Annotated in this window: 22 protein-coding genes; 14 read left to right on the top strand and 8 right to left on the bottom strand. The window is 66.2% G+C overall.

Going from position 1 to position 23,111, the window contains the following annotated elements:
• Positions 1 to 26 precede the first annotated feature (26 nt).
• Positions 27 to 1,748, top strand: a complete 1,722-nt coding sequence (locus A6A04_RS06435) for a methyl-accepting chemotaxis protein (protein ID WP_068491057.1) — start codon at positions 27 to 29, stop codon at positions 1,746 to 1,748.
• Positions 1,749 to 1,805: 57 nt separating this feature from the next.
• Here A6A04_RS06435 and A6A04_RS06430 read toward each other — a convergent pair whose 3' ends face one another.
• Complete coding sequence (locus A6A04_RS06430) at positions 1,806 to 2,942, bottom strand: patatin-like phospholipase family protein (RefSeq protein WP_068491055.1); 1,137 nt, start codon at positions 2,940 to 2,942, stop codon at positions 1,806 to 1,808.
• A gap of 167 nt (positions 2,943 to 3,109) precedes the next feature.
• Between A6A04_RS06430 and ettA the strand changes: the two genes are divergently transcribed.
• Entirely contained in the window at positions 3,110 to 4,789 is a 1,680-nt protein-coding gene (ettA, locus tag A6A04_RS06425; protein WP_068491051.1) for an energy-dependent translational throttle protein EttA, read from the top strand.
• 83 nt (positions 4,790 to 4,872) lie between these two features.
• On the opposite strand, the gene A6A04_RS06420 is transcribed toward ettA, so the two are convergent.
• Positions 4,873 to 5,967 (bottom strand): response regulator, encoded by a 1,095-nt coding sequence (locus A6A04_RS06420; protein WP_068491402.1) that lies wholly within the window; start codon positions 5,965 to 5,967, stop codon positions 4,873 to 4,875.
• Between the two features lie 14 nt (positions 5,968 to 5,981).
• Positions 5,982 to 6,281: a PilZ domain-containing protein gene (locus tag A6A04_RS06415; protein WP_245651099.1), complete on the bottom strand. Its 300-nt coding sequence runs from the start codon at positions 6,279 to 6,281 to the stop codon at positions 5,982 to 5,984.
• 223 nt (positions 6,282 to 6,504) lie between these two features.
• On the opposite strand from A6A04_RS06415, the gene A6A04_RS06410 reads away from it, so the two are divergent.
• Positions 6,505 to 8,040, top strand: a complete 1,536-nt coding sequence (locus A6A04_RS06410) for a sensor histidine kinase (RefSeq protein WP_068491048.1) — start codon at positions 6,505 to 6,507, stop codon at positions 8,038 to 8,040.
• On the opposite strand, the gene A6A04_RS06405 is transcribed toward A6A04_RS06410, so the two are convergent.
• Positions 8,001 to 8,225 carry a hypothetical protein gene (locus A6A04_RS06405; protein ID WP_068491046.1) on the bottom strand — a complete coding sequence of 75 codons (225 nt, stop codon included), beginning with the start codon at positions 8,223 to 8,225 and terminating at the stop codon, positions 8,001 to 8,003. The two genes, A6A04_RS06410 and A6A04_RS06405, sit on opposite strands and share 40 nt — an antisense overlap.
• Before the next feature lie 351 nt (positions 8,226 to 8,576).
• Here A6A04_RS06405 and A6A04_RS06400 point away from each other — a divergent pair, with 351 nt between their 5' ends.
• Positions 8,577 to 8,960, top strand: a complete 384-nt coding sequence (locus A6A04_RS06400; RefSeq protein WP_068491400.1) for a CBS domain-containing protein — start codon at positions 8,577 to 8,579, stop codon at positions 8,958 to 8,960.
• A gap of 3 nt (positions 8,961 to 8,963) precedes the next feature.
• On the opposite strand, the gene rnr is transcribed toward A6A04_RS06400, so the two are convergent.
• Positions 8,964 to 11,198: a ribonuclease R gene (rnr, locus tag A6A04_RS06395; RefSeq protein WP_068491044.1), complete on the bottom strand. Its 2,235-nt coding sequence runs from the start codon at positions 11,196 to 11,198 to the stop codon at positions 8,964 to 8,966.
• A gap of 112 nt (positions 11,199 to 11,310) precedes the next feature.
• On the opposite strand from rnr, the gene A6A04_RS06390 reads away from it, so the two are divergent.
• From A6A04_RS06390 to A6A04_RS06360, 7 genes are all read left to right on the top strand, one after another.
• Positions 11,311 to 11,715, top strand: coding sequence for a cyclic nucleotide-binding domain-containing protein (locus A6A04_RS06390; RefSeq protein ID WP_068491398.1), 405 nt, complete (start codon positions 11,311 to 11,313; stop codon positions 11,713 to 11,715).
• Positions 11,716 to 11,842: 127 nt separating this feature from the next.
• A complete protein-coding gene (locus A6A04_RS06385; RefSeq protein WP_068491042.1) occupies positions 11,843 to 13,012 on the top strand; it encodes an isovaleryl-CoA dehydrogenase in 1,170 nt (389 codons plus the stop codon).
• 108 nt (positions 13,013 to 13,120) lie between these two features.
• Complete coding sequence (locus A6A04_RS06380; RefSeq protein WP_068491040.1) at positions 13,121 to 14,728, top strand: carboxyl transferase domain-containing protein; 1,608 nt, start codon at positions 13,121 to 13,123, stop codon at positions 14,726 to 14,728.
• Positions 14,729 to 14,733: 5 nt separating this feature from the next.
• Positions 14,734 to 15,507, top strand: a complete 774-nt coding sequence (locus tag A6A04_RS06375; protein ID WP_068491397.1) for an enoyl-CoA hydratase/isomerase family protein — start codon at positions 14,734 to 14,736, stop codon at positions 15,505 to 15,507.
• Positions 15,508 to 15,649: 142 nt separating this feature from the next.
• A complete protein-coding gene (locus tag A6A04_RS06370) occupies positions 15,650 to 17,650 on the top strand; it encodes an acetyl-CoA carboxylase biotin carboxylase subunit (protein WP_068491038.1) in 2,001 nt (666 codons plus the stop codon).
• Between the two features lie 97 nt (positions 17,651 to 17,747).
• Positions 17,748 to 18,653, top strand: a complete 906-nt coding sequence (locus tag A6A04_RS06365) for a hydroxymethylglutaryl-CoA lyase (RefSeq protein WP_068491036.1) — start codon at positions 17,748 to 17,750, stop codon at positions 18,651 to 18,653.
• Positions 18,654 to 18,686: 33 nt separating this feature from the next.
• The gene (locus A6A04_RS06360) at positions 18,687 to 19,451 is read left to right on the top strand and encodes a bestrophin-like domain (protein WP_068491035.1); all 765 of its coding nucleotides are present in this window, start codon (positions 18,687 to 18,689) and stop codon (positions 19,449 to 19,451) included.
• Between the two features lie 12 nt (positions 19,452 to 19,463).
• On the opposite strand, the gene A6A04_RS06355 is transcribed toward A6A04_RS06360, so the two are convergent.
• Both A6A04_RS06355 and A6A04_RS06350 read right to left on the bottom strand, forming a co-directional pair.
• Positions 19,464 to 19,694, bottom strand: a complete 231-nt coding sequence (locus A6A04_RS06355; protein WP_068491032.1) for a hypothetical protein — start codon at positions 19,692 to 19,694, stop codon at positions 19,464 to 19,466.
• A gap of 125 nt (positions 19,695 to 19,819) precedes the next feature.
• On the bottom strand, positions 19,820 to 20,206 hold the full coding sequence (locus A6A04_RS06350) for a CBS domain-containing protein (protein WP_068491031.1): 387 nt from the start codon (positions 20,204 to 20,206) through the stop codon (positions 19,820 to 19,822).
• A 125-nt stretch (positions 20,207 to 20,331) separates the two neighbouring features.
• On the opposite strand from A6A04_RS06350, the gene A6A04_RS06345 reads away from it, so the two are divergent.
• From A6A04_RS06345 to A6A04_RS06335, 3 genes are all read left to right on the top strand, one after another.
• A complete protein-coding gene (locus A6A04_RS06345; RefSeq protein ID WP_068491028.1) occupies positions 20,332 to 20,874 on the top strand; it encodes a hypothetical protein in 543 nt (180 codons plus the stop codon).
• Between the two features lie 87 nt (positions 20,875 to 20,961).
• On the top strand, positions 20,962 to 21,387 hold the full coding sequence (locus A6A04_RS06340) for a response regulator (protein WP_082914746.1): 426 nt from the start codon (positions 20,962 to 20,964) through the stop codon (positions 21,385 to 21,387).
• A 4-nt stretch (positions 21,388 to 21,391) separates the two neighbouring features.
• Positions 21,392 to 21,784, top strand: coding sequence for an Hpt domain-containing protein (locus A6A04_RS06335; RefSeq protein ID WP_245651098.1), 393 nt, complete (start codon positions 21,392 to 21,394; stop codon positions 21,782 to 21,784).
• On the opposite strand, the gene A6A04_RS06330 is transcribed toward A6A04_RS06335, so the two are convergent.
• On the bottom strand, positions 21,785 to 22,945 hold the full coding sequence (locus A6A04_RS06330; protein WP_068491026.1) for a tetratricopeptide repeat protein: 1,161 nt from the start codon (positions 22,943 to 22,945) through the stop codon (positions 21,785 to 21,787).
• Positions 22,946 to 23,111: the final 166 nt, after the last annotated feature.

Here is a 23,111-nt window from a genome sequence, read left to right as displayed (position 1 = left end):
CGGGCTTGAGGCAGGGGAAATCAGTCATGCGAATCGGCATTCGGTTGCGGCTTATCGTATTGACCGCGCTCTGTGGCGTCCTGGCGGTGGTGGCCGCCAGTCTGGTGCAGACCCGCCATGACCTGATGGACGACCGCGAGGTCAAGACTCGTCATCTGGTTGAAACCGGCAATTCCCTGCTGGCCTGGTTCGAGGAACAGGAACGCTCGGGCAAGATGACCCGCGACGAGGCGCAGGCGGCGGCGCTGTCGGCGGTGGATCGCCTGCGCTACGAGGGCACCGAGTATTTCTGGGTCCATCGCGTCAGTGATTCGGTGATGCTGGCCCACCCCAACCGCAAGCTGGTGGGCACTTCGGTCGGCGAAATGAAGGATCCCGACGGAAAGCTGATCTTCCAGGAATTCAACCGCGTCGCCAAGGAGAAGGGCGCGGGCTTCGTCTACTACCAGTGGCCCAAGCCGGGCGCCACCCAACCGGTCGGCAAACTGTCCTTCGTTCAATCCTTCGCGCCCTGGGGCTGGGTGATCGGCAGCGGCATCTATATCGATGATGTCAGCGCCGCCTTCCAGGGCCGCGCCATCAGCTTCGCCGCCGCCGCCCTGGTCATCCTGGCGGTGGTCTGGAGCATCGCCGCCTGGGTGGGACGCGGCATCACCCGCCCCTTGCGCGACGTGACCAATACCCTGGACCGCCTCGCCCTGGATGACGCCACCGCCGAGGTTCACTATATCGACCGCAAGGACGAGATCGGCGCCCTGGCCCGTGGCCTGCTGGTGTTCCGCTCCCATATCGAGGCCGCCGCCAAGACCGCCGAGGAAAAGAACCGCCGCCAGGAAGCCGACCTGGCCCGTCAGCGCCGTCTGGTGCAGTTGGCGGCCGAGTTCGACGCCAAGGTGTCCGGCGTGGTGAAGTCGGTGGGCGCCGCCGCCACCCAGCTTCAGACCACCAGCCAGACCATGTCGGCGGTGGCGAGCCAGACCAGTCAGCAGTCTTCCACCGTTGCCGAGGCGGCCAACCAGGCCGCCATGAGCGTCCAGACCGTGGCCGCCGCCACGGAAGAGCTGCACGCCTCCGAGGCCGAGATCGCCCGCCAGGTGGAAGTCTCCACCAACTTCGCCAAGACGGCGGTGAACGAAGCCGAGCGCGGAACCGAGATCGTCGGCGGACTGACCGCCGCGGCCGGACGTATCGGCGAGGTGGTGCAACTCATCAACGACATCGCGTCCCAGACCAATCTGCTGGCGCTGAACGCCACCATCGAGGCCGCCCGCGCCGGCGAGGCCGGCAAGGGCTTCGCCGTGGTCGCCAACGAGGTCAAGACCCTGGCCAACCAGACCTCGCGCGCCACCGACGAGATTTCCTCGCAGATTCTCGAAGTCCAGTCGGCGGCGGAAAATGCCGCCGCCGCCATTGCCGCCATCGTGCGCACCATCAGCGACATCGACAGCATTTCCGGGACGGTGGCCGAGGCGGTGGAACAGCAGGCCGCCGCCACCACCGAAATCGCGCGGAGCATCGAGCAGGCCTCGGTCGGCACCACCGAGGTGTCCAGCAATATTTCCGATGTCAGCGAAGCCGCCCATCTGGCGGGCATGACCGCCGACGAGGTGCTGGCCGCCGCCACCGAACTGGGGCGCCAGGCCGATGACCTGCGCCGCGAGGTGGAAAGCTTCCTGGTGGCCATCCATCAGGAGCACGACCAGGACCAGGACAACCGGCCGACCCGTTTCGCCCTGGCGGCGGAATAGGACCAGACGGACCGGTTCACCATGGGGTGGAGGGGGCGCCAAAGCGCCCCCTTTTTTCTATCCCCGCTCGCGGGTGGTGATGGCCTTGCGCGCCAGGATGCTGTCGCACATGGCGGTGGTGTCCCACGACGACGACTTGCCCAGTGTCGGCTTGATGGTCGGCCAGGAGGCCTGGAAGGCGGCGCGCCCCAGCCCATGCAGATGCACCAGGAAATCCCACGATGGGGCATCCTTGGAATAGATGCCCAGCTTGGCGATCTCTTCGTCCGAATGGATGCGATGCAGGTTGATGCGGTGGTAGGGACGCTCGCGGCCAGGGGATTCCTTGACCAGCCCGGCATCGATCAGCCGGTTGATGGTCTCGATGGCGTTGACCTCGTGGATCAGCGATGAATTGAAGGTGACTTCGTTCATCCGGTCGAGAATCTGGCGCGGCCCATGGGGCACGGTTTCACGCCGCAGCGGATTCATGGTCACCACCAGCAGATCGTGCGCGTCGTTCTCGTGCAGGCACTCGATCAAGGGGGTGAGCGGCGGATTGCCCATATAACCGCCATCCCAATAGGCCCGTCCCCCCGCCGCCCCCATCTGGAAGCTGGTGGGCAGGGCGCTGGTGGCGCGGATGACATCGGGGGCGACGGCGCCGTCCACGAACAACTGGCGGCGACAATCGACCACATCGGTGGCGGCCACCACCAGCATGGGGGTTCCGGGCTGCGGCAGGGCGAAGATGGCGGGAATCTCGGGCAGCACCTCGCGCAACACCGTGTTCAGGGTTGCCCCCAACCCGGTTTCGGTGGGATGGCCCGACGCCAGCGACACATCGGCCCAGCGGGCGGCGGCGGTTTCGTCGATATTCCAGTCCGGCGCGAGTCCGATGGCGGCGACGAAGGGGTTGCCGCCCCAGAAGGCGGTGCGCGCCACGGTTTCCCACAGCTCGCGAATCTTGGCCCGCGCCGCCTCGGCCATGCGCTTGGTCCGCGCCGTGGCCGGACCCGGCAGGGCGGCCCCTTCGTGGAAGCCGTAGACCAGGGCGGTGGCGCTCAGGGCTCCTGACGACGAACCACTGACACCGACGATGTCCAGATGTCCCTGGGCTGCTTCGTCCAGCAGGGCATCCAGCACCCCCCAGGTAAAGGCCCCATGCACACCACCCCCTTGCAGGGCCAGCGCGATCTTGTGCGTTTTAGCCATGGCCGTGTTCTCCCCTCGGCGATTTTCCCTGTTTTCTTTAAAGGGTACTCCCATGGCGGGCCGGGGAGCAACCGCACTGAATGTGTCACCCTCCCCACGCTTGACCTGGGCGGGGCTTGCGTCTACTCCATTGCCCAAGCATGCCCAGCCCGAAGCGGAGAAGCCCGATGGCCTCGTACCAATACGTCTATGTCATGAAGAATCTCACCAAGGCCTATCCCGGTGGGAAGGAGATCATGAAGGGGCTGACCCTCAGCTTCCTGCCTGGCGCCAAGATCGGCGTCCTGGGCGTCAACGGCGCGGGCAAGTCCACCCTGCTCAAGATCATGGCGGGCATCGACAAGGAATATGGTGGTGAGGCCTGGGCGGCCGAGGGCGTCAAGATCGGCTATCTGTCGCAGGAACCCCATCTCGACCCCACCAAGGACGTGCTGGGCAATGTCATGGAGGCGGTGGCCGACACCAAGGCGCTGCTGGACCGCTTCGAGGAAGTCTCGGCCAGATTCGCCGAGGAGCTCTCCGACGACGAGATGAATGACCTGATCGCCGAACAGGGCGAGTTGCAGGAAAAGATCGACCATCTCAACGCCTGGGACCTGACCCGCACCCTGGAAATCGCCATGGACGCCCTGCGCTGCCCGCCCGGCGACGCCGAGGTCGCCACGCTCTCGGGCGGTGAACGGCGCCGCGTCGCCCTGTGCCGCCTGCTGCTGTCGCATCCCGACATGCTGCTGCTGGACGAGCCCACCAACCATCTCGACGCCGAATCGGTGGCCTGGCTGGAACGCTTCCTGGAGGATTATTCCGGCACGGTGGTGATGGTCACCCACGACCGCTACTTCCTGGACAATGTCACCGGCTGGATCCTGGAACTGGAGCGCGGCCACGGCATCCCCTACGAGGGCAACTACACCAGCTGGCTGGAGCAGAAGGGCAAGCGCCTGGAGCAGGAAGAGCGGGAAGAGACCGCCCGCATGCGCGCCATCCGCGACGAGCTGGAATGGGTGCGCTCTTCCCCCAAGGCCCGCCAGACCAAGAGCAAGGCCCGTATTTCCGCCTTCGAGGATCTGGTCAACAAGTCCCAGGAAAAGGCCACCGGCCCCGCCGTCATCTCCATCCCGCCCGGCCCCCGTCTGGGCGGCAAGGTGATCGAGGCCGAGAACGTCTCCAAGGCCTTCGGCGACAATCTGCTTTACGAGAACCTGAACTTCCGCCTGCCGCCCGGCGGTATCGTCGGCATCATCGGCCCCAATGGCGCGGGCAAGACCACCTTGTTCCGCATGATCACCGGCGCCGAGACGCCCACCACCGGCACCTTCACCGTGGGCGAGACCGTGGTTCTGGGCTATGTGGACCAAAGCCGCGATTCGCTGGACCCGGACAAGACCGTCTTCCAGGAAATCTCCGATGGCCAGGAGGAAATCGACCTGGGACGGCGCAAGATCAATTCCCGCGCCTATGCCGGCCTGTTCAACTTCAAGGGCGCCGACCAGCAGAAGAAGGTGGGCATCCTGTCGGGCGGCGAGCGTAACCGCGTCCACCTCGCCAAGATGCTGAGCCGTCCTGCCAACGTCATCCTGCTGGACGAACCCACCAACGACCTGGACGTGGAAACCCTGTCGGCCCTGGAAGACGCGCTGGCCGAATTCCCCGGCTGCGCCGTGGTCATCAGCCACGATCGTTTCTTCCTGGATCGCGTCGCCACCCACATCCTGGCCTTCGAGGGCGATTCCCAGGTGGTGTGGTTCGAGGGCAACTACCAGGACTACGAGGCCGACCGCAAGCGCCGCCTGGGCGCCGAGGCCGACCAGCCCCACCGCATCAAGTACAAGCCGCTGAAGCGGTAGCGTTCGCCCCCCTCCCGACCTCCCCCCACGCGATCCGCGCGGGGGGAGGTCGGGAGGGGGGCCGGGGTGGGGCTTCAGATCCCTCAGTCCACCACCGCGTCCAGCAGCATGGTCTTGAACAGGGCCAGGAAATGCTGGTCCAGGTGGTGGTCCATCTCGTGGGTCATGATATCGAGCGCCTTTTCCGCCGGCATGGGCGGCTTGTAGACGCGGCGATCGGTGAGCGCGCTGAACACGTCGACGATGGAGGCCATGCGGGCCAGATCGTTCAGCGCCCCTCCCTTGAGGCCATTGGGATAGCCGGTGCCGTCCAGTTTCTCGTGATGCTGGGCGGCGATGATCATCACCGGCTTGGGGATGTCGTGGGCCACGTCGAGGAATTTGATGGTCTCGGTGACGTGGCTTTTCATCACCGTGAATTCCTCCTCGGTCAGGCGGCCGGGCTTGTTCAGCACCTCGTGGGGAATGGAAATCTTGCCCGCGTCATGGAGAAGCCCGCCGCTGGCCAGCACCAGTTGATCCTCCTTGGGCAGGCCCAGGGTATGGCCGAACAGTGACAGCAGGGTCGCCACCCGCATGCTGTGGGCGTAGGAGTAGTTGTCGTGCTCCCTGACGCCGTTGAGGATGCCCTTGAAGTCATTCTTGGCCACCGCGTCGATCAGCGGCGCGCAGGCCTCCTTGACCGAGCCGAACGGTACCGGCTCGCCCGCCGCGATGAAGTCGGAGATGTTGTTGAACACCTCCACCGTCCCCTTCAGCGCCTGGCGCTGGATCTCGGGCAGGTTGTCCCAGTCGGCCTCCACATTCCGGTTGATCAGGGCGGTGACGGTCTTGATCAGGGCGCTGCGCCGGAACGGCTTGGGCAGAGAACCCACCGCCCCGCACTGCTTGGCCATCTCGGCCAGGACGGCCTCGTCCCGCTTGCCCGTGATCACCGTGGGGATGGCGGCCAGGGCGGGCTCGTGCTTCAGATGGGAAATGAAGGCGCTACCGCCCTTGGGCGGAACCTGCTCGTCCACCAGGATCACCGCCGGAGGCGCCGCCCGCAAACCATGGATCGCCCGCTCGCTGTCGGCATAGGCATTGACCCGGTAAAGCGACATCAGCGCCTGCGTCACCTGCTGGCGCGACGCATCATGGGAATCGATGACGGCGATGAGGGCGACTTGTCCGTGCATGGCCATGGTCGCAATTATCTGAAATAGGCGGGCACCGCTCTCGTCGCCTCGCCGATATGACTGATGATATAGCGCAGCAGTGGCATGGTCGGCTTGAACTCGGCTCGGGTCACGGTTTCATCCTTCGATATTACCGTGATCTTGGCATCTATGCAGTCACTAATATCGCTGAGCCGGGCGATGGTCAGCGCAACCGTGGCGCCGATTTTGTGGTTGGCGGCCTGATACGAGACTCCCGCCGTGGAGATATCGATCACCGGATGGACCTTGCCGTTGATCAGGACGACCAGCCCCTGCCCGACCTTGCGCGGCAACCGGCGCCTATCCTTATGGGGGAACATGTTTCCGCCTCTCATGCTTGAACTCAGGCCACAGGTTATATCCGGAAGGAATGAACGGAGTTTCGGGGGGGTGTGAATGTCGAATAAACACTGAACGCCCCCGGCGGAGATAGTCCCAGGACAAATCGCGGTTTGATTGCTATATTTCTCGCTTGCATGGGGACGGGATGGCTCAAGGAGGGGGAGAGCGCGAAAGATGGATGCCAGGCCGCTCAGGGTGATCCTGGTGGAAGATTCGCCCGACGATGCCGAACTGGTGGAACTGGAGCTGATCCGCGGCGGTTTCTCCCCTACCCTGCTCAGGGTGGAGACGGCCGAGGACATGCGCACCGGCCTGCAGCGCGGCCCCTGGGATCTGGTCCTCAGCGATTTCAACCTCCCCGCCTTCAGCGCCGCCGGCGCCCTCGAGACTCTCCAGGCCAGCGGGCTCGACCTGCCGTTCATCATCATGTCGGGCATGGTGCGGGCCGAGGAAGCGGTCAAGCTGATGAAGCGGGGCGCCCACGACTTCATCGACAAGGCCGCCCTGGCCCGGCTGGTTCCCGCCATCGAGCGCGAGTTGCGCGACGCGGGCGAGCGCGCCCGACGCCGGGCGGCCGAGGAACAGGTGCGCGTCCTGTCCATGGTGGTGGAACAAAGCCCGGTGTCGGTGGTGGTGACCAATACCGAAGGGCTGATGACCTATGTCAATCCCTGCTTCCGCGACACATCGGGCTATGGCCCCGCCGAGGTGCTGGGCCAGCCGCCCAGCATCCTGCGGGCCGATGCCGCCAGCGGCGAGACCTATGACGACATCTGGCACACCATCCAGGCGGGGCAGGTCTGGCGCGGGACCCTGCATAACTGCCGCAAGGACGGCTCCAGCTATTGGGAGGAGGCGGCGGTGTCGCCGGTGCGTGACCTGGATGGCCGCGTCTCGCACTATGTGGGCATCCTGCGCGACGTCACCGAACGCATGGCCCGCGACCAGGAACTGCGCCAGGCGGTCGAGCACCTGACCCGGGTGAACACCGAACTGGAACGCTTCGCCTATGTGGCGTCCCATGACCTGCAGGAGCCGTTGCGCACCCTGACCTCGTTCACCCAATTGCTGGAACGACGCCTGGGCGGAGATATGGATGCCGAGGCGCAGGAATACATGACCTTCATCATCGATGCCGCCCGGCGCATGCATACGCTGATCAACGACCTGCTGGCCTATTCACGCATCGCCACCGAGGAGAAGGGGTTTGTCCCGGTCTCCATGCACGAAGCCTGCGCCGCCGCCATCCGCAACCTGAAAAGCAGCATCGACGACGCCGGAGCCCTGGTCACCATCGGCGAACTGCCCCAGGTCATGGGCGATGAAATCCAGCTGATGCAACTGTTCCAGAACCTGATCGGCAACGCCGTCAAGTTCCGCAAGCCCGGCGTGACGCCGACGGTGGTGGTGGAGACCAAACGCGACGACGCGGAATGGCGGATTTCGGTGTCCGACAACGGCATCGGCCTTAGCGCCACCAGCCAGGATATCTTTGAAATCTTCCGGCGCCTGCACAATCCATCGGAATATCCCGGCACCGGCGTGGGACTGGCCATCTGCAAATGCATCGTCCAGCGCCACAAGGGCCGTATCTGGGTGGAATCCGAACCGGGGCAGGGCTGCACCTTCTTCTTCACCCTGCCGGTAACCGGCCTGAAGCCGCCGGAGGATCAGCCCGGGTCGGGCCTCGCCAGCGCGCTGGCACGGTAGTTCCGCCAGGCTGGCGCCAAGTCGGCGGGATTGTCGAAGTCGATGGAAACCTGGGACTGGTCGAACCGAGACCCCTTGGTAAAGTGCCAGTCGCCGACAAGGGAAGCGTCATTGAGGAACTTTGCCAGATGATTCATTCCTTCGATGCCGCGCGAGATGGGAAATGTCAGGTTGTTGCTTGGCATTTGAGTCACCACGACTTTCACTAGCCCACGTATGGGCGGATCATGATCCAGGTGATCAGGCAGATGACCAGGAAAAGAGGGACAATTACCGGCGGAACGAGCCAGTCACTCAGCAGTCCAACTGCTTGCGGTTCGTGCTTTTCCATTTTATGAATCCTAAGGAGCGGGTTCACGCTCATCAAATTATAATTTACACTATATTTTAATTATTTACAATTTAATTAGCTTCCGCAAGTCGCGACAGCCATTCTCCACTTGCCCATTCCACGGGCTGGAATTGGATCGCTATATAATCGGTTCATAATTTTTTGATACCGTTCCCCCGTGGGACATATCGGCAAGGGGAAGGCCATGCGGGTCGAAGAGGTTCTCGCCAAGAAAGGCGATCTGGTTCACACCATCAGCCCCGGTTCATCGCTGCACGAGGCGGCGGTCCAACTGCAAGACAGGGGGATCGGCGCCCTGGTCTGCACCGACCCCACCGGCGGCGTGGTCGGCATCTTCTCCGAGCGCGACATCGCCCGTTGCGTCGCCAGGTCCGGCTGGGACGCCATCGACATGTCGGTGGCGGAAACCATGACCAGGGACGTCATCACCTGCCGTCTCGACGACGATATCGACTACCTGCTGACCGTGATGACCGAAACCCGCTGCCGCCATGTCCCGGTGGTGCGCGAGGGCAAGGTGGTCGGCATGGTCTCCATCGGCGATCTGGTCAAGATCAAGCAGGAATAGGCGTCACCGCCCCTTGCGCTTAGGCGGGCGGAACGGTGCCGGACCGCGACGGGGCGGCCGGGCGCCACGCTCGGGGGCGCCGTCCAGGTTGAACACCATGGAGCCGGTCAGGGTATTGGCCTCGCGCAGCACCACATCCAGGCGCTGGCCCAGTTGGAAGGTCTTGCGGGTGCGCTTGCCCACCAGGCAGTGATGGGTCTCGTCGTGGACATAGAAGTCCTCGGGCAATGACGAGATGGGCACCAGCCCATCGGCGCCGGTCCCTTCCAGGGTGACGAACAGGCCGAAACGGGTGACGCCCGAGACCTTGGCATTGAAGACGGCGCCCACCCGATCGGCCAGATAGGCGGTGACGTAGCGGTCCACCGCTTCGCGCTCGGCGGTGGCGGCACGCCGTTCCGTCATCGAAATGTGTTCGCCCCAGTCCGGGAAGTCGACAACCGCATCCGCAGGCAGTCCGCCATCGCCGAATTTCAGTCCGGTCACCAGGGCGCGATGCACCAGCAGGTCGGCATAGCGGCGGATGGGCGAGGTGAAATGGGCGTATTTGGCCAGCCCCAGGCCGAAATGGCCGATATTCTCGGGCTGGTAGACCGCCTGGGCCTGGCTGCGCAGGATCACCTCATTGACCAGATGGGCGTTGGGGGTATCGGCCACCGCTTCCAGGATGCGGTTGAAATGCTCGGGGCGCAGCACCTGGCCCTTGGCCAGTTTCAGCTCCATGCTGCCGAGGAATTCGCGCAAACTGTCCAGCTTCTCGGCCGAGGGCAGATCGTGGACCCGGTACATGCAGGGCTGGCGAATCTGCTCCAGGGTCTCGGCGGCGCAGACATTGGCGCTGATCATGAAGTCCTCGATCAGCCGGTGGCTGTCGAAGCGCTCGCGTTCCTCGATCTTGGCGATCTTGCCCGACTCGTCCAGCACCACCTTGCGCTCGGGCAGGTCGAGCTCCAGCACGCCGCGTTGCTTGCGGGCCAGGAACAGGGCGTTCCAGGCGCCATACAGCGGCTCGATCACCGGCGCCAGCAGCGGTGCCGTCTGTTCGTCGGGATTGCCGTCCTTGGCCGCCTGGACCCGGGCATAGGTCAGGCGCGCCACCGAGCGCATCATTCCCCGGACGAAACGATGGCGCAGCTTGTTGCCCAGCTTGTCCAGCCAGAAATGCACCGCGAGACAGGGCCGGTCCTCGTCGGGCTTCAGCGAGCACCAGCCGTTGGACAGCTCCTCGGGCAGCATGGGCACCACCCGGTCGGGGAAATAGACCGAGTTGCCGCGCTTGAAGGCTTCCTTGTCCAGGGCGTCGCCGGGGCGCACATACCAGGACACATCGGCGATGGCGACCAGGCAATGCCAGCCGCCCGCATTATTGGGATCGGGGTCGGGCTCGGCCCAGACCGCGTCGTCGAAGTCGCGGGCGTCCTCGCCGTCGATGGTCACCAGCGGCATGGCGCGCAGATCGGTGCGGTGCCCCATGGGGGCCGCTCCCTCGGCGGCGGCCTGCTTCAAGGCGGCTTCGGGGAATTCGAACGGAATGTCGTTGGCATGGATGGCGACCAGGCTGACCGAGCGCGGCGCCCCCATCAGGCCCAGGCGTTCCTTGACGCTGACCTGGCGCAAGCCGTAAAGGCGGCCGGGCATGATGTCGGCCAGCACCAGCTCGCCCGCCTCGGCACCGTTGCTTTCGCCCTTGGGCACCAGATACTCGGCCTTTTCCTTGCGCGAGGTGGGCCGCAGCCGCCCCGACCCGTCGGGATTGGACTCGAACACCCCCAGCACCCGGGCTCTCGCCTCGCCCACCACCCGGATGGCGCGGGCCTCGTAGGTGTCGTCGCGCAGGCGCCGCAGCTTGCACAGCGCCCGGTCGCCGACGCCCAGCGCGGGCTCACCCTGGCGGAAGGGCGCCATGAAGATGCGCGGTGGCCGTCCGTCATGCTCCCAGGCCAGCGGTCGGGCCAGCAATTCGCCATCGGCATCGGTGCCGATGATTTCCACCACCCCCACATCGGGCAGGGCGCCGGGACGGGCAAAGCGCTTCTTCTGGCCGCGCTCCACCGCGCCTTCCCGCTCCAGTTCCCGCAAGATGGCCTTGAGGTCGATCTTGTCAGACCCGCGCAGGCCGAAGGCACGGGCCAGTTCGCGCTTACCCACCCGGCCGGGCGAGGATTTGATGAAGTCCAGCACTTCCTGCTTGGAGGGAATGGGGACGTGCTTGGGAGCTTTGTGAGGCGGCTTGGTCATGGTCGCAGGGTAGCCCCTGGCGCCCGGTCTGTCAGCCATCGTGTCGCGACACCTGACTTCCGCCCTCCGTCACGCTATGCTGGCGCCTTCCAGGTCAAGGCAGGGGATGGACATGACCGAGAAGAAGAGCCTCACTCCCGAGCGGCGCACCTTTCCCAAGGGCAGCGTCATCTTCCGCGAGGGCGAGATCGGCGACCGCGCCTATTTGCTGCAGCAAGGCAGCGTCCGCATCTTCAAGACCGTGGCGGGCAAGAAAGTCACCATCGGCCGGGTGTTGCCGTTCCAGGTCTTCGGCGAGTTGTCCATGATGGACGATTCGCCGCGCATGGCGGGCGCCACCGCCGATGACGACGTGGTCTGCCTGGTGCTGGAAAAGGCCTCCATCCGCGCCATGATGGAACAGGCGCCGCCGGGCCTGAACAACCTGCTGATGAGCCTGCTCAGTTCCATGCGCTCCATGGGCAAGGAACTGGCCGACGCCAAGGCCATGCTGCAGGAGAACGGGATCGAAAGCTGATCCCGCGGATCGTCAGTCCGGCCCGGACTCCCCTTGACGCCGTGGATCATTCTGCGCCCTTGAATCCCCTTGCGGCGGAATTAAAAAAACGTATGCTCGTTTAAACACCAATGAACGGGAGCGTTCCATGCCGGGTTTCAATTCCGCGCTCAACTTCGATCTGGGCGAGACCGCCGACATGCTGCGGGATTCGGTGGCGGCCTTCGCCGCCGACACCATCGCGCCGCTGGCGGCCGAGATCGACCGCAGCAACGAATTTCCCAACCATCTCTGGCGCAAGCTGGGCGAGATGGGGCTGCTGGGAATCACGGTGGAAGAGGAATACGGCGGCGCCGGCATGGGCTATCTGGAACATGTCATCGCCATGGAGGAGATCAGCCGGGCCTCGGCCTCGGTGGGCCTGTCCTATGGCGCGCATTCCAATCTGTGCGTCAACCAGATCCGCCGCAACGGCAACGAGGCCCAGAAGAAGAAGTATCTGCCCAAGCTGATCAGCGGCGAATATATCGGCGCCCTGGCCATGAGCGAGCCCAATGCGGGCTCGGACGTGGTGTCCATGAAGCTGAAAGCCGAGAAGAAGGGCGACCGCTACATCCTCAACGGCACCAAGATGTGGATCACCAACGGCCCCGACGCCGACGTGATCGTGGTCTATGCCAAGACCGATCCGGCGGCCGGGCCGCGCGGCATCACCACCTTCCTGGTGGAAAAGACCTTCAAGGGGTTCTCCGTCGCCCAGAAGCTGGACAAGCTGGGCATGCGCGGCTCCAACACCGGCGAGCTGGTGTTCCAGGATTGCGAGGTCCCGGAGGAGAACGTGCTGAACGCGGTGGGCAAGGGCGTCAACGTGCTGATGAGCGGCCTGGACTACGAGCGGGTGGTGCTGACCGGCGGGCCGCTGGGCATCATGGCGGCCTGCATGGACATCGTGGTTCCCTATGTCCACGAGCGCGAGCAGTTCGGCCAGCCCATCGGCACCTTCCAGCTGATGCAAGCCAAGCTGGCCGACATGTACACCACCTTCAACGCCTGCCGCGCTTATACCTATGCGGTGGCCAAGGCCTGCGTCCGGGGCGAGACCAACCGCAAGGACGCCGCCGGGGTCATCCTGTATTGCGCCGAGCGTGCCACCTGGATGGCGCTGGAGGCGATCCAGACCCTGGGCGGCAACGGCTATATCAACGACTACGCCACCGGGCGGCTGCTCAGGGACGCCAAGCTCTACGAGATCGGCGCCGGAACCAGCGAAATCCGCCGCATGCTGATCGGCCGTGAGCTGTTCGGCGAAACGGCGTAGCGCCCTGCGTCGCCCGTTCCCTATCCGTCATGCCCGGGCTTGTCCCGGGCATCCCTGGCCCCCCGGACTTGATCCGGGGGTGACGAAGAAAAATCGGAAAGCCCGGCCATGAGCGTCATCAAAACCTCCGTCAATCCCCGCTCGGACGAGTTCAAGGCCAATGCCACGGCCATGGAAGCGGTGGTGGACGACCTGAAACGGGTGGTGGCCCAGGTGAAGCAGGGCGGCGGCCCCGCCATGCGCGAACGCCATATCGCGCGCGGCAAGCTGCTGCCGAGGGAGCGCATCCGCCGCCTGCTGGATGTGGGATCGCCCTTCCTGGAATTCTCGCAGCTGGCCGCCTGGGACATGTATTCCAAGGACGTCATGGGGGCGGGCATCATCACCGGCATCGGCTCGATCCAGGGCCAGGAATGCATGATCATCGCCAATGACGGCACGGTGAAGGGTGGCAGCTACTACCCCATGACCGTCAAGAAGCACCTGCGCGCCCAGGAAATCGCCAAGGAAAACAACCTGCCCTGCGTCTATCTGGTGGAATCCGGCGGCGCCAACCTGCCCAACCAGGACGAGGTCTTTCCCGACAAGGAGCATTTCGGCCGGATTTTCTACAATCAGGCCCAGATGTCGGCCCTGGGCATTCCCCAGATCTCGGTGGTGCACGGCTCGTGCACGGCGGGCGGCGCCTATATCCCGGCCATGAGCGACGAAAGCGTCATCGTCAAGAACCAGGGCACCATCTTCCTGGGAGGGCCGCCGCTGGTGAAGGCCGCCACCGGCGAGGTGGTCACCGCCGAGGAACTGGGCGGCGCCGACGTGCATTGCCGCACCTCGGGCGTCACCGACCACTATGCCATGGATGACGGCCACGCCCTGGCCATCGCCCGGCGCATCGTCGGCAATCTCAACCGGGTCAAGCCGGTCTCGGTGGACATCGCCGCCCCGGAGGAGCCGCTCTACGATCCCCGCGAAATCTACGGCATCATCCCTGCCGACCGGCGCAAGCCCTATGACATCCGCGAGGTCATCGCCCGCATCGTCGACGGCTCACGCCTGGACGAGTTCAAGCAGACCTACGGCACCACCCTGGTGACCGGCTTCGCCCATATCTGGGGCTATCCGGTGGGCATCGTCGCCAATAACGGCATCCTGTTCTCGGAAAGCGCCCAGAAGGGCGCCCATTTCGTCGAGCTGTGCAGCCAGCGTGGCATTCCGCTGATCTTCCTGCAAAACATCACCGGCTTCATGGTGGGCAAGAAATACGAGGCGGGCGGCATCGCCAAGGACGGCGCCAAGATGGTCACCGCCGTGGCCTGCGCCAAGGTGCCGCGCTTCACCGTCATCCTGGGGGGAAGCTTCGGGGCGGGCAATTACGGCATGTGCGGCCGCGCCTATCAGCCGCGCATGCTGTTCATGTGGCCCAATGGCCGCGTCTCGGTCATGGGCGGCGACCAGGCCGCCAATGTCATGGCCCAGATCAAGCGGGACGCCATGGAGGCCAAGGGCCAAAGCTGGCCGCCCGAGGAGGAAGAGGCGTTCAAGGCCCCCATCCGCGACCAGTACGAGACCCAGGGCCATCCCTATTACGCCGGGGCCAGGCTGTGGGACGACGGGCTGATCGACCCGGCCGAGACCCGCATGGTCCTCGCGCTCGGCCTGTCCGCCGCCTTCAACGCCCCCGCCGAGCCCACCCGGTTCGGCGTGTTCCGGATGTAATGGCCATGACCGGCAATCTTCTCGTCGAGTCCCGGGACGGGGTCCGCTTCGTCACCCTGAACCGGCCCGACCGCCACAACGCCTTCGACGACGCCCTGATCAAGGAACTGACCGAGGCCTTCTCCCATCTGGGCGAAGCCCGCGCCGTGGTGCTGCAAAGCACCGGCAAGAGCTTTTCCGCCGGCGGCGACCTCGCCTGGATGAAGCGCATGGCGGGCAATTCACCCGAGGACAATCTTCGCGACGCCAAGGCGCTGTCGGGCCTGATGGAGGCCATCGACACCTGCCCCCGGCCAGTGATCGGCGTGGTCCAGGGCGCCGCCTATGGCGGCGGCGTCGGACTGGTGGCCTGTTGCGATCTGGTGGTGGCGGCGGAGAGCGCCAGCTTCTGCCTGTCCGAGGTCAAGCTGGGCCTGATCCCGGCCGCCATCAGCCCCTATGTGGTCCGCGCCTTGGGCGGGCGTCAGGCGCGGCGCTATGCCGTCAGTGCCGAAATCTTCACCGCCGCCGTGGCCCAGGCCAGCGGCCTGGTGCATGAAGTGGTGCCCGCCGACGGGCTGGAAAAGGTGCGCGACCTGTGGCTGGGCAAGCTGGCCGCCAACGGCCCCAAGGCCATGGGCGCCGCCAAGCGGCTGATCCGCCGCGCCGCCGACGAGCCGCTGACCGACGCCTTGCGTGACTGGACCGCCGCCCAGATCGCCGATATCCGCGCCAGCGACGAGGGACGGGAGGGTGTCTCCGCCTTCCTGGAGAAAAGAAAGCCGGGGTGGTCATCGTGACGTTGTTACGTCTCCCTCTCCCCCCGTGGGGGGGAGAGGGTCGGGGTGAGGGGGTGGCGGTGGCGAAAAAGCCCTCACCCGTCTCGCTATCGCTCGCCACCCTCTCCCGCCAGCGGGAGAGGGGAAAGGAACAGAGGGACGCATGTTCGACAAGATCCTGATCGCCAACCGGGGCGAAATCGCCTGCCGCGTGATCCGCACCGCCAAGCGCCTGGGTATCCGCACCGTGGCGGTCTATTCCGAGGCCGACGCCGAGTCCAGGCATGTGGCCATGGCCGACGAGGCCTTCCTGATCGGCCCGCCCCCGGCGGCCGAGAGCTATCTGCGCCCCGACGCCATCCTGGACGCCGCCATCCGCTCGGGTGCGCAAGCGGTGCATCCCGGCTATGGCTTCCTGTCCGAGAATGCCGGTTTCGCCGAAGCCTGCGCGAAAGCGGGCATCACCTTTATCGGCCCGCCGGTGGGCGCCATCCGTGCCATGGGCTCGAAATCGGAGTCCAAGCGGCTGATGGAGGCGGCAGGCGTGCCGCTGGTACCCGGCTATCACGGCACCGGCCAGGGCGTGGCCGAGCTGACCCTTGAGGCCGCCCGCATCGGCTATCCCGTGCTGGTCAAGGCCAGCGCCGGGGGCGGCGGGAAGGGCATGCGGGTGGTGGCCGAGGAAGCCGGGCTGGCCGACGCCATCAGTTCGGCCAAGCGCGAGGCCAAGGCGGCGTTCGGCGACGATTCCCTGCTGCTGGAACGCTATCTCGGCCGTCCGCGCCATGTGGAAATCCAGGTCTTCGCCGACACCCAGGGCAACGCCGTCTATCTGTTCGAGCGCGACTGCTCCATCCAGCGCCGCCACCAGAAGGTGATCGAGGAGGCCCCCGCCCCGGCTCTGGACGAGCATATCCGCCGCGCCATGGGCGAGGCGGCGGTGGCCGCCGCCCGGGCGGTCGATTATGTGGGCGCGGGCACGGTGGAATTCCTCTACCAGGACGGCCGCTTCTTCTTCATCGAGATGAACACCCGCCTCCAGGTGGAGCATCCGGTTACCGAGATGATCACTGGCCTTGATCTGGTGGAGTGGCAATTGCTGGTGGCCTCGGGCCGTCCGCTGCCCCTGGCCCAGGACCAGATCACCCGCCACGGCCACGCCTTCGAGGCCCGGTTGTATGCCGAGGACCCGGCCAAGGATTTCCTGCCCGCCATCGGGCGGCTGGTCCATCTGGAGCCGCCCGCCGAAAACCGCCATGTGCGGGTGGATACCGGCGTGCGCTCCGGCGACGAGGTCACCATGTTCTACGACCCCATGATCGCCAAGCTGATCGTGTGGGACGTGGACCGCGACGCTGCGCTGCGCCGCCTGCGCCGTGCCCTGGCCGACTATCACGTGGCCGGGGTCACTACCAATGTGGGCTTCCTGGGCGCCATCGCCGCCCATCCCGCCTTCGCCGCCCAGGAGATCGACACCGGCTTCATCGAGCGCTATCGCGCCGACCTGCTGCCCGCCGCCGCCAGGGTGCCCGATCTCGGCCTCGCCTTCGCCGCCCTGGCCCTGCTGCTGTGGCGTGACGAGGAAGGCCGCGAGGCGGCCCGGCGCTCGGGCGATCCCTTCTCGCCCTGGCACCAGACCAATGGCTGGCGGCTCAACGACGATAACCACCACGACTTCCGCTTCCTGGACGGCGACGAGTCCTGCCCGGTCACGGTGCATTTCGCCAAGGCCGGCTGGCAGTTGGACCTGCCCGGCGGATCGCTGTCGGCGCGGCGCGCCACCCTGGCGGGCCGTACCCTGACCGCCGAGATCGGCGGCGAGCGACGCTCGGCCACGGTGGTGCGCGCCGGCTTCGACATCACCGTGCTGCATGACGGCCAGACCTGGCGCATCAAGCTGGACGACCCCTCGGCCAAGGCCGCCGACCGCGACGCGGGCGACGGACGGCTGGCGGCGCCCATGCCGGGCACGGTGGTGCAGGTTCTGGTGAAGCCCGGCGACGTGGTGACCGGCGGCCAGCCGCTGATCGTGGTGGAGGCCATGAAGATGGAGCACACCATCAAGGCGCCGGGCGACGGCGCCGTCACGGCGGTGCATTACGGCGTCGGCGACGCGGTGGCCGAGGGCGCCGATCTGCTGGACTTCGAGGCCAGCGCCCCGTAGCCCCCCTCCCGACCTCCCCCCAGCTCGGCTGGGGGAGGGTCGGGGTGGGGGCGAACCCCGCGATGTGGGGGCGACCCCCGCGATGACGGAGACGAGCATGAAGTTCCCCCAATCGGTCAAGCTGGTGGAGGTCGGCCCCCGCGACGGCTTGCAGAACGAGGCACGACTGGTTCCGGCCGAGGTCAAGATCGCCTTGATCGACATGCTGTCGGAGAGCGGGCTGTCCGTCATCGAATCGGGCAGCTTCGTCAGCCCCAAATGGGTGCCGCAAATGGCGACCACGCCCGAGGTGATGGCGGGCATCACCCGGCGGCCCGGCACGTCCTATCCGGTGCTGACCCCCAACCTCCAGGGACTGGAATCCGCCATCGCCGCCCGCGCCGAAGAGGTGGCGGTGTTCGCCGCCGCCTCGGAAAGCTTCTCGCGCAAGAACATCAACTGCTCCATCGCCGAAAGCCTGGACCGCTTCGCCCCCGTCATGGAGCGGGCCAAGGCGGCCGGAATCCGGGTGCGGGGCTATGTCTCCTGCGTGCTGGGCTGCCCCTATGAAGGCGAGATCGCCCCGGCGGCGGTGGCCGAGGTGGCGGCCCGTCTTGCCGCCATGGGCTGCTATGAAGTCTCGCTGGGCGACACCATCGGCACCGGCACCCCCGCCAAGGCCCGCGCCATGGTCGAGGCGGTGACCGCCCGCCTGCCGGTTTCCATGCTGGCCGCCCATTTCCACGACACCTACGGCCAAGCCCTGGCCAATATCCTGGCGGTGCTGGACCTGGGCGTCGCCGTGGTGGATGCCTCGGTGGCGGGCCTCGGCGGCTGCCCCTATGCCAAGGGGGCGTCAGGCAATGTCGCCTCCGAGGACGTGCTCTACATGCTCAACGGTCTGGGCATCAGGACCGGCGTCGACCTGGACAGGCTGGTGGCGGCGGGGAAGTTCATCTGCGGCCAGTTGGAAAAGTCCAGCGGTTCCAAAGTGGCGCTGGCGCAAGGCGGTCAGATAGGCTGAAATGCGGCCCTTGCTTCACGGGAAGGGCGGGTCATGGATTTCGGCGCCTACGACCATTATTTCTATGCCGTCGTGGCGCTGCTGGGCACGGTGGCGGCGGCGTGGTTCCTGCTATGGGTGACGCTGCGCTCGCCCTGGGCCGAGGAGATCAGGACCTATCGCGGCATGTCGCCGCCCTTCCTCGGCGTGGTCGGCGTGTTGTTCGCCCTCACCCTCGCCTTTCTCGCCAATGATACCTGGAACGCCCATGACCGCGCGTTGAACGCGGTGCATCAGGAAGGCGACGCGCTGCGCAGCATCAAGGCCCTGGCGGCACCGCTGCCCCAAGCCTCGCGCCGGGCGGTGGAAGCGGCGGTGGCCGATTACGCCCGCATCACCGTGGAGGAGGAATGGCCGCTGCTGGCCCGCAGGCTCAGCAGCCAGGAGGCGGCCGATAGGCTGGACGCCCTGCTGGCCCTGCTCTCGGGCGAGGAGATTTCCCTGACCAGCCAACCGGCCACCCATGCCCTGATGCTGACCCAGGTCACCCAGGTGCGGGTCGCCCGGAGCATGCGCATCGCGCTCAGCCGCACCCATGTCAATCCGCTGAAATGGCTGGGTATGGCGGGGCTGGGCTTTCTCACCATGATTTCCATCGCCATGGTACATGTGGATCAGGCGCGGGCGGAAATCCTGGCGGTGGCCATCTTCGCAGCCGCCGCCGCGCCCACCGCCGCCATCGTGCTGGTGCAAGGCAATCCGTTCCAGCCGCCGACGGTGATTACCGACGCGCCGATCCGGGCCCTGGTCCCGTCCTGATCCCGGGCGGGATCAGTCGTGATGGGGAGCGGCCGGCGCGCGCTGGAAGAAATCGGCGTCGGTCAGGGTCGAGGCGGAGACGGTGATCATGGTCTTGGGCTGCTTCTGATTGAACAGCCGGGCGTGCATGATGCCGTCCACATGTTCGAACAGCTTCTCGACCACCCAGAAGTTCCCCTTGGTGTCATGCGTCTTGACGAAGACGTCACCGACCTGTGCTTCAAGGGATTTGCGCTTGAACATTCCTACTCCACCGGCAATGCCTGGGACGCCTGCATATCACGTCGGACGTGACGCCGCCACCCCGTTGGACACAGGGTATATGAGCGCGGCGCCAAGGTGAAGCAGAGTCATTGCCGTATTTTCCCTCATTCCGGCCACGAGCCGTGGAAATCCAGGCCACGGAGCGACACCACCCCCACCACCCTTTCCCCATCCACCACCGGCAGATGGCGGAAGCCCCGGGCCAGCATCACGGCGCGGGCTTCATCGGCGGACATGTCGGCCGCCATGGTGACCGGCACCGGCGTCATCACCGCGTCGACGTCGACGATATAGGGATTGCGTCGGGTGGCGGCGAAGAAGCGCAGCGCGTCGCGCTCGGTGAAGATGCCCAGCAGGGTGTCGCCCTCCATCACCACCACGGCGCCCACATCGTTCTCGAACATGACCCGCGCCGCCTGGCGGACCGAATCGCCGGGCCGCACGCTGATCAGGTCCCTGCTGCCCACCACATCGCGAAGGGTCCTCGTCATGCCTGGCTCTCCTGATGGACGCTGATCCGAATGGCGGTCAAGATAAGGAGACAAGCGGCATCCATCAATATACTATAGCTTGCAAAAAGACGCGTAAAAGAATGCATGAATAAGGCGTCACACCCATGACGAGTGTTGTCCTGATCGACTGCGAGAACCTGTCATCACCGGCCCAGCGCCAGACCGTGCGCCGCTGGCGGGATTTCGGCCGCATCGAGCTGTTCGGTCGTGACCTGCTGGTGGAGCCCTGGCGGCGAGCGCTGGTCAAGGCGGGGCTGACGGCGAATGCGGAGGTCCTGGTCCCTGACGACGCCCCGCCCCAGGCCGCCGACCAGATCATGGCGGCACGGATTCGCCAATTGACGGAGCGGGCGCCAAGGCCCGGCTTCATCGTCATCGCTTCCAACGACAAGGGCTTCGATGCCGACATCGCCCTGGCCCGGGCGGAGGGGGTGGCGGCCGAGCGCCAGGGCGATCCCTCCCACCCGCAATTGCTGCGGCTGGTGGCCGAGGAACTGGCCTCTGACGGCTGGGCGCCGGTGGCGGGAGTGGGCGACCATCTCGCCCGCCGCTTCGGGCTGCGCCTGGGCGGCCGGGTCGAAGCCCTGGCCCGGGCGGCGGGGATGGAGCTGGCCCGCCGACCGGGCGGGCTGTGGCTGAGGGTTTAGCGCGTAATACCATTGGCCCATTTCGACTCTCACGGCCGGAATGATAGGGTATTCACCGGATAAACGCCGGAAGGGGGAGGGCGAAGAATGGACGGCGGGCGTATCTGCGTCATGGTGATCGATGCCAACGCCCATATGCGGCGGTTGATCACCACGATTCTGAGCGCCCTGAGGGTGACCGACATTGTCGAGGCCCGCTCCACCACCGCCGCCGCGCCGCTGATTGGTGTCCATAACCCGCATCTGGTGGTGATGGACTGGTCGGCGGATCACACCGAGGGGATGCTGTTCGTCCACCGCCTGCGCCGGGGCGAAATCGGCGCCTCCCACACGCCCGTCCTGGCCCTGGCCAAGGACCACCATCACGCCGTGCTGGAAGAGGCACTGGAAGCCGGCATCGACGAGGTGGTGGCCAAGCCGCTATCCGCGCTGGAACTGATGGACCGCGCCACGACGCTGATCGCCCAGGCCCGCCGACATCTCGCCGGGCGGGAAGCCGCCTTGGCGGTTTAAGGCCTTGCCCGCCGCCGACGATTTTCTTGACCTTGACCCCGAGGCCATGGCCCGCGCCGAAGCCGCCCTGGCCAATTTGTCGGGCCGCTATATCGCCTGGGCCGAGGCCGATCTCGCTCGCCTGGAGGCCTGCTGGGCGCTGGTCATGGCCGAGCCGGATCAACGCCCGTCGCATCTGGCGACACTGTTCCAGATTGCCCATGACATGAAGGGCCAGGGCAGCACCTTCGACTACCCCCTGGTCAGCGAGTTGGGCCAGCGGCTGTGCCGACTGCTGGAAACGCGGCCCGAGGCGCTGGAGCCCATGGCGGCCCTGGTGGCCGCCCTGGGCCGGGTGATCCGCGAACGCCTCAGCGGCGATGGCGGCGCCATCGGCAATACCCTGCTGGGCGAGTGATCAGAGTCCTTGCTGCAATTCGCGGAAGCCCTGGACCATGGCCCGCGCCCGGCCCAACTGGCGCTGGTTGAGCCCCTTGGCCACCGCGTCACGGGCGGCGGCGGCGGCGGGCTCGCCCTCGGCGGCGGCAAGGTCGTAGAGCACGAAGGCCCGCACCGCATCCCGGGCGAAATGGCCGAACCCTTCCGCCGCCAACGCGGCCAGGGTGATGGTGGCCTCGGCATGGCCCTGGGAGGCGGCGGCCTCCAGCCAGCCGATGCCGCGCGGCATGTCCATGGGCAGTTCCATGCCGGTCACCAGGGACTTGCCCAGCAGGAACTGGGCTTCGGCATGGCCACGACGGGCGGCGGCGGTCAGGCGCCGCTCGCCCTCGACCATGCCCGGCCGCATCTGGCTGAGAATTTTGTCTTCCTGGCCGGTGGGCTTGACGGTGAAGGGGATGGCGCCGAAGGGCAGGCCCTTGCGCTCGGCTTCCTTCAGATTCCATTCCTCCAGGGTCGGCATGCGCCAATAGGCGGGACGGGCCAGCAACAGCCGCCCCAGCCGGTATTCCGCTTCCAGGTCGCCAGTCCGGGTAATGGCGACGCGCAGCCAGCCCTCGGCGGCATCCTCGTTGGCGGCGACGCCCTGGCCGCGTTCAAAGGCATCGGCCAGGATCATGGGAGCGCGATTGTCGCCGCGACCGGCGGCTTCCACCAGCCACTCGACCCCGGCGCCGCCACCCAGCGAGGCGACCTCGCCCGACAGAACCAGCTCCACCCACTTGTCGCGCGCCCCGGCATCTCCCAAAACCCCGGCATGGTAGAGCCACTGCGCCGCCTGCTCCATATCGCGCTTGACCCCGTGGCCGCGCTGATAGAGATCGGCCGCATCCAGGGCGGCGGCGGCGCTGCCATTGGCGACCGCCAGCCCAAACCAGCCCAGGGCGGCGTGGATATCGGCCTTGACGCCGTGTCCGTCGCGATAGGCCTGGCCCAACTGGCGCTGCGCCTCGGCCTCGCCCCGGTTGGCGGCATTGGTCAGAATCACCAACGGCGAGTCGACCACCGGCTTGGCAGCCTTGGCGGGGGCCTTGGCCTTGACCGGCCGGGCAGTTTCGGCCTGGGCCACGCTCGACAGGCCTATTGCGGCCAATGCGGCGACGAGAACGGCGATCCTCATGCGATGGGGCTTTCCACGTCCAGGTGAAAACGATTCAAAAAGTTGGTGGCCTCCTGCCGCGCGACCCGGATACTGGACGACGAGCGGAAAACACCAGGGAATGGGGGCGCATGATTCCATTTCCGGCGAACGAAGGCAATCGGAGCTTGGAGAGCCCGGACCTTCC

The organism is Paramagnetospirillum marisnigri (assembly GCF_001650715.1).
GTDB lineage: Bacteria > Pseudomonadota > Alphaproteobacteria > Rhodospirillales > Magnetospirillaceae > Phaeospirillum > Phaeospirillum marisnigri.
The sequence above is the reverse complement of the archived record's forward strand: the minus strand, read 5'-3'. Positions and strand labels throughout refer to the sequence as shown.